This window comes from Trueperaceae bacterium (assembly GCA_031581195.1).
Taxonomy (GTDB): Bacteria; Deinococcota; Deinococci; order Deinococcales; family Trueperaceae; genus SLSQ01.
Genome location: JAVLCF010000141.1, coordinates 1 through 5,183 on the forward strand (window position 1 = coordinate 1; position 5,183 = coordinate 5,183).

General features: G+C 65.9%; 3 protein-coding genes. 2 read left to right on the forward strand and 1 reads right to left on the reverse strand.

Annotated features, from left to right (window positions below):
• Window positions 1-1,476 precede the first annotated feature (1,476 nt).
• Window positions 1,477-2,079: an IS30 family transposase gene (locus RI554_10425; protein MDR9392430.1), complete on the forward strand. Its 603-nt coding sequence runs from the start codon at window positions 1,477-1,479 to the stop codon at window positions 2,077-2,079.
• An 855-nt stretch (window positions 2,080-2,934) separates the two neighbouring features.
• On the opposite strand, the gene RI554_10430 is transcribed toward RI554_10425, so the two are convergent.
• Window positions 2,935-3,417 (reverse strand): hypothetical protein, encoded by a 483-nt coding sequence (locus RI554_10430; GenBank protein MDR9392431.1) that lies wholly within the window; start codon window positions 3,415-3,417, stop codon window positions 2,935-2,937.
• A 430-nt stretch (window positions 3,418-3,847) separates the two neighbouring features.
• Here RI554_10430 and RI554_10435 point away from each other — a divergent pair.
• Window positions 3,848-5,183 (forward strand): hypothetical protein (locus RI554_10435; protein MDR9392432.1); only part of this gene is annotated, 1,336 nt, incomplete at its 3' end.

Consider the following 5,183-nt stretch of genomic DNA (forward strand, 5'->3'; position numbering starts at 1 on the left):
CAAGTCGGCGGGACCGGCGACGTGCAGGCCACCCCGGTTCGCGTCCCCCTGCGCTGAGGCGCGGCGGGGGGCCACCCACCGCCGCCTCAGAAACCCCACCGGATCACGTTCGAATGGGAGACCCCCCGCGCCGGCGCGGGGGGCCTCCCCTCCATTGGCGCCGCTGGGGCGTCAGCCCAGGTTCCCGTGCCTCCCGTACCGTAGGCGGGGCTCGGTGCCACCGTCGTCGCTCTCCCGGCGATCGTCGTCGCATGCGTCGCGCACGATCGCGTCCTACATTTCGTCCTCCGGGAACGCGTCGAACGGGTGGTCGGGGGTGTTGAAGATCGTGTTGATGGGCGCGACTCCGCTCATCGCGGTCGGATCGGGTGCATGTCGCGGATGGCAAAGGACAAAAGAGCGGATCGAGAACGGCGTTTGAACGTGCGTGGGAAGATCCGTTTTCGAAGACTTGGGGACATGCTGGTCCGTCCGTGCGTTGGAACGTATCGCGTTTCGTAGGTACCTTTCCTGGCGGTATTGCCTCGCTGCCGAAGACGAGCGAGGCGGCACGCCGCGACCCGTCCGCATGCGGTCTTTCGCTCGCACGAAGAACCGTGGGCGTCTCCCCATGTCGTCGGAGCCGTTCCCCGGGAGAGGCCGACTCACGGTGCGCCGTGCGCTACGCCAACGGAGCGTGACACGTGTGCCGACGCCAGCGAGCCATCGTTCGCGGCGCTTCCAGGGGGGAGGATTGAGGAGATCGTACAGTTGCGCTTTGCTGGGGTGGTGACCGAGGGGCTTGCAACATCGTCACCGCCGGTTTGTTCGTGGACGGGGGGGTTTCAATCCATCAACGCAACATCCGGCCGTTTGACGTCGTGACGTCGACGGCCTTCAGGGAGGCGAGATGGATCGAGCGAAGGGACGATGGGAAGGACGACGGTTTACGGACGCAGAGCGGTTGCTTACGTATCAACGGCTCCTCGAGGGACGCTCGTGCGCAGAGATCGCCGTGGAGTTGAACGGTTCGCTTCGGTTCCTCTACTGGCCGTTCGGAACGCAGAGGGAGCGAGTACGTCGAAGCGAACGGCGTTCACACACCACCGTGATCGTCGCCGGCCGGGCGGGGGGAGACGAGTCGCGGCTTGAGGAACGGCCTGTCGCTACGGGCGATCGCTGCAACGCTTGGGGGGTGCCGTCGACCATCTCGCGCGAGGTGCGCGTGAACGGTGGTCGCAGTAGGTATCGAGCCTGGTGGGCCGACCCACAAGCCATCCGACGCTCAATGCGGCCCCGACACCCCACGTTGGCCATGAACCCTCGCTTCCCGTACGAGGTCGAGCCGCTCTCGACGCAGCTCTGTTCGCCCGAGCAGGTCAGCACGTACCTTCGACGCGCGTCCCCTGACGATGAGGCGATGCACATCGGTCACGACACCATCGACGGGACGCCGTTCCTGCAAGACCGTGGAGCGTTCCGGAAGGAGCGCACGGCCTGCCTTCCGACGGGCAGGGTAGGCGGTGGCCGCTGAGGCGCGTGGCGGCACGCGGTACGATTCGCGGGGTGGTCCTGATGCGCGAACGACCTGCGGAGGGTGTCGATCGTGCGGCCGCTGGTCGTGGGGAGGGGGATCTCATGATCGGGAAGGACGGGAGGAGCGCGATGGGGACGCTCGTCGAACGATCGACGAGGGTCGTGATGCTGCTGCACCTCCCGCACCGTCAGACGGCCGCCCAGGTGAGGGACGCGCTGGCAGTTCGCAAAGCGGAACGACCTGCCACCTTGCGCACGGTGCTGACGTGGGATCAGGGCAAGGCAATGAGCGAACACGCCAGGTTCCCCGTCGATGCGGGCGTCCACGTCTTCGATTGCGATCTGCATCGTCCTTGGCAGCGAGGCAGCAACGAGCATGCGAACGGTCGATTGCGCCCATCCTTCCCGAAAGCCATGGAGTTCGACCAGGTTGCGCAGGCGCATCTCGACACCGTCGCAGACGGCCACAACTTGCGGCCCCGGGGGGGCGCTCGACGGGCAGGCGCCAACCTAAGCGCATGGGCAGAGTCTTGCGATGACCGTTGGAAGACGCCGTCCAATTGATCACCGGCGGCCCCACGCGCCGACGTCCACGGGGAATGCGTATCGGCAGAACGGGCGTTCCATGAAGCGATGAGCGACGTCATGAACGAACTACTGATCGGGGCGGCCGTAGCCATACGAGGCAACTGCGTACGAAGGCTCGGGGACCGCGATGCCCGTGCGCGCGCTCGTGCCGTCACGTGGGATGGAGCGACCGGAGATACAGAGGGGACCTTCGGAGTACTGGCAACGCCTCGCGGTCACGACGTGGACCTGGACTCCGTGGCGTCAGGCTGCCGTGGCGACCGACGGCACACACGGGGAGCCCGTGGACGGGGACACACCCGAAGCGTGGAACGGCCATTGGTTCGTCGGCCGTGGCGGCGTATTGACGTTACCGGGCGCGAACGCCAAGGTGACGGCATTCACCATCCAGATCGTTTGAGGTCGTGATGACGCCATGGGTCAGCGTGAGGGGGAGGCCCCCCTCGACCCGGTGTCACGCACGGCGGCGTCGTCCACGATGGTCGGCGTTGGCGCGGAGGTGGTGGGCGCGTTCCTCAACGTCGCGGTCCTCGATGGCGGTGTGCACGTGACGGGAACGAACGCGCTTCCATGGCATGGGTTCCGTCGGTACTTCGGTGGGCGGTACCTTCGCGTTCCCGGTCCGTCCTATCCAGCGTAGGCGGCGGAGCTGGAACGTCGCTCCAATCATGAAGAGGAGGAGAGCGGACGTCCGCTCTCCTCCCGGCATACCGTTCGCGCCGTTCTTCCATCGTCTCGGCCTTGCACGAGGCCTCGATCGCACGGGAGGGGTCGGGCTTCATGGGCGCGACGCTCGTACCGAATCGGCCTCAATGACGAACGAAAGAGCGCTCAGTCCTCGAGGGCTTCGCGGATCGTGAGCCGATCGGCACGCGACGTACCCAGGGAGAGAAGGTCAACGTTCTCCTCCGATACGACACGGACGCTACCTTCGAGGGAACCCGAGGGGTAGCGCCAGGTTCCCCGGTACACGCGTCCTTCCTTCCGCGCGTCGATAATGATTGTGTCATCCGCTACGTCGGTCAGCGTAATGGCGATGCTCGTGGGCGTCGTTGCCCCTGACACCGATACGGGAACGTCATTCGCGGAAGCCGCGAACCGGATGGCGCCGTCTCCCGAGACGACACCCGTACTCGTCGTTGTCACGTCCATGGCGAAGATGGCGAAGTCGTCACCGGATTGGTTCAGGACGCCGCCCCAAATCCCCTCGACCTGAATCGGAGCGGAGCTACTACCGCTGCCGCCACCGCCGCAGGCCGTCAGGGTTGCGACGAGCACGGCGGCCAATCCGAGCTTGCGAATGACTAGATTCATGAAGATCTCCCTTCACGGCACCCTACCATTGATGTGCGTCTGAACACCAAAAACCCTATGAACAATCACACGAACGGTGGCGTACCGGATAAAGTGAATAGTGCGTGCGGATTGGAGGCCGACGATCCGGAGGGTGGGCTCAGTGCGTACCTTGACGGGCGGTCCCTTGGCGTTTCCCATCGTGTTCCACGAGCGTGAACCGTGATGCATGGGCTGCGTTCACTTCGTCGCCACGTCGGGCGCCGCTCCAAGGCTCTTCGCGGCTTCGCATTGGACGCTCGAGCACGCCAACGAGAGGCAACACAGCCTTCGCGCGCGCATGTCCCTTCGATGTTCGGACACCCTCCACGAGGCTTCTTCGTCCGAGTTCTCTCGCATGACATCCTCACCGTGTCGGACCGACCGCGACGTAGGAACGGAGCGTATTCGAATGCAACGGTTCCAGGTGCACAAACTCCTTCTCCCCCTCGGCATGCTCCTTGCCGTCTTGGTGGCGTGCTCGACGCCGCAAGCGAACACGGGCGAGCCAGGCGACCGAGTCGAGCGCACGGTGCACCTCGTCGCGTCGAAACCCGCCACGTCGGTCAACGTCAACGCCAGCATCGACCTCGTCGTGGAACCCAAGGGTGGCGACGAAGGGGCGATGCACTGGACGGTCGATTGCGGGACCGTGGGCGGGGCCGGATCGAGGGTTCGCTACACGGCCCCCTCCACGCCTGGCGTGTGCACCGTCCGCGCTTCGCACCCAGCGTCACCTACGCCCACCGACGTTCGCGTCACCGTTCTCGAGCAGGGGAAGACCATTCGGGTTGCGACCGTGCCGCGTGTCGCCGAGGTGCCCACCGGAAGCCGCATGCAGCTCGAGGCGAGCGTCCTAGGCGCATCCGACGGAGGCGTCGATTGGCAGGCCACCTGCGGCACCGTCGAAGGTTCCGGTCGCATGGTGACCTTCCTTGCACCCGATGATGAGGGCACGTGCGCCATTCGCGCCGAGAGTCGTGCTGATCCCGATCGGTTCGCCGTGACCACCCTTACGGTCCGCAGTAGGCTCGAACGCCTCGTGATTGCACCGATGGAGGCGACCCTCGCGCCAGGCGACACGGCACGTTTCACCGCGCAGTGGCTGCTCATCACGCCCATGAATGCGTCCCCAACCGACGTGACGTGGATGGCGACGTGTGGCAAGGTTATCCCTGACGGGCTCGAAGCGACCTTCGAGGCGCCCAGCGATGCAGACGTCGCGTCGTGCGACGTGACCGTGCAGAGCATCGACGTCCCCGCCGTGCAGGCAACCGCACGTGTGACGATCGACGCTTCGGTCTCCGTTCACGTGTCGCCAAGCGACGCCGAGGTGGGCGCCGGCGAATCCGTACCGTTATCGGCGGTCGTCACGGGCGCATCCGATGATGCCGTGTCCTGGTCGGCGGGGTGCGGAACCGTGACGGGGCAGGGGGTGTCGGCGACGTTTCATGCCCCCTTGGAGACGGGAACGTGCGTGGTTCACGCCACGAGCGTCGAGGACGTCGCCGCGCGTGGCCTGGCGACCGTGACGATCGTCGAGCGGGACGGGGTCGTGCCGGAACCGACGCCCTCGCCCTCCGACGACGTGACGTTCACCGTCACGCCCTCGGCACTCGACATGACGACGGGAGACACGCAGGCGTTGCACGCGTCGTTGGGTGACGCGAGCCCCACCGACGTCGAGATCGTTTGGCATGCCCTCGATCCGGTCGTGGCAAGCGTGGATCGGTGGGGACGCGTCACGG

Bases quoted from the DNA above. Each gene is read 5' to 3' on its own strand.
- RI554_10430 (MDR9392431.1), bottom strand. From the start codon at position 3,417: ATGAATCTAGTCATTCGCAAGCTCGGATTGGCCGCCGTGCTCGTCGCA.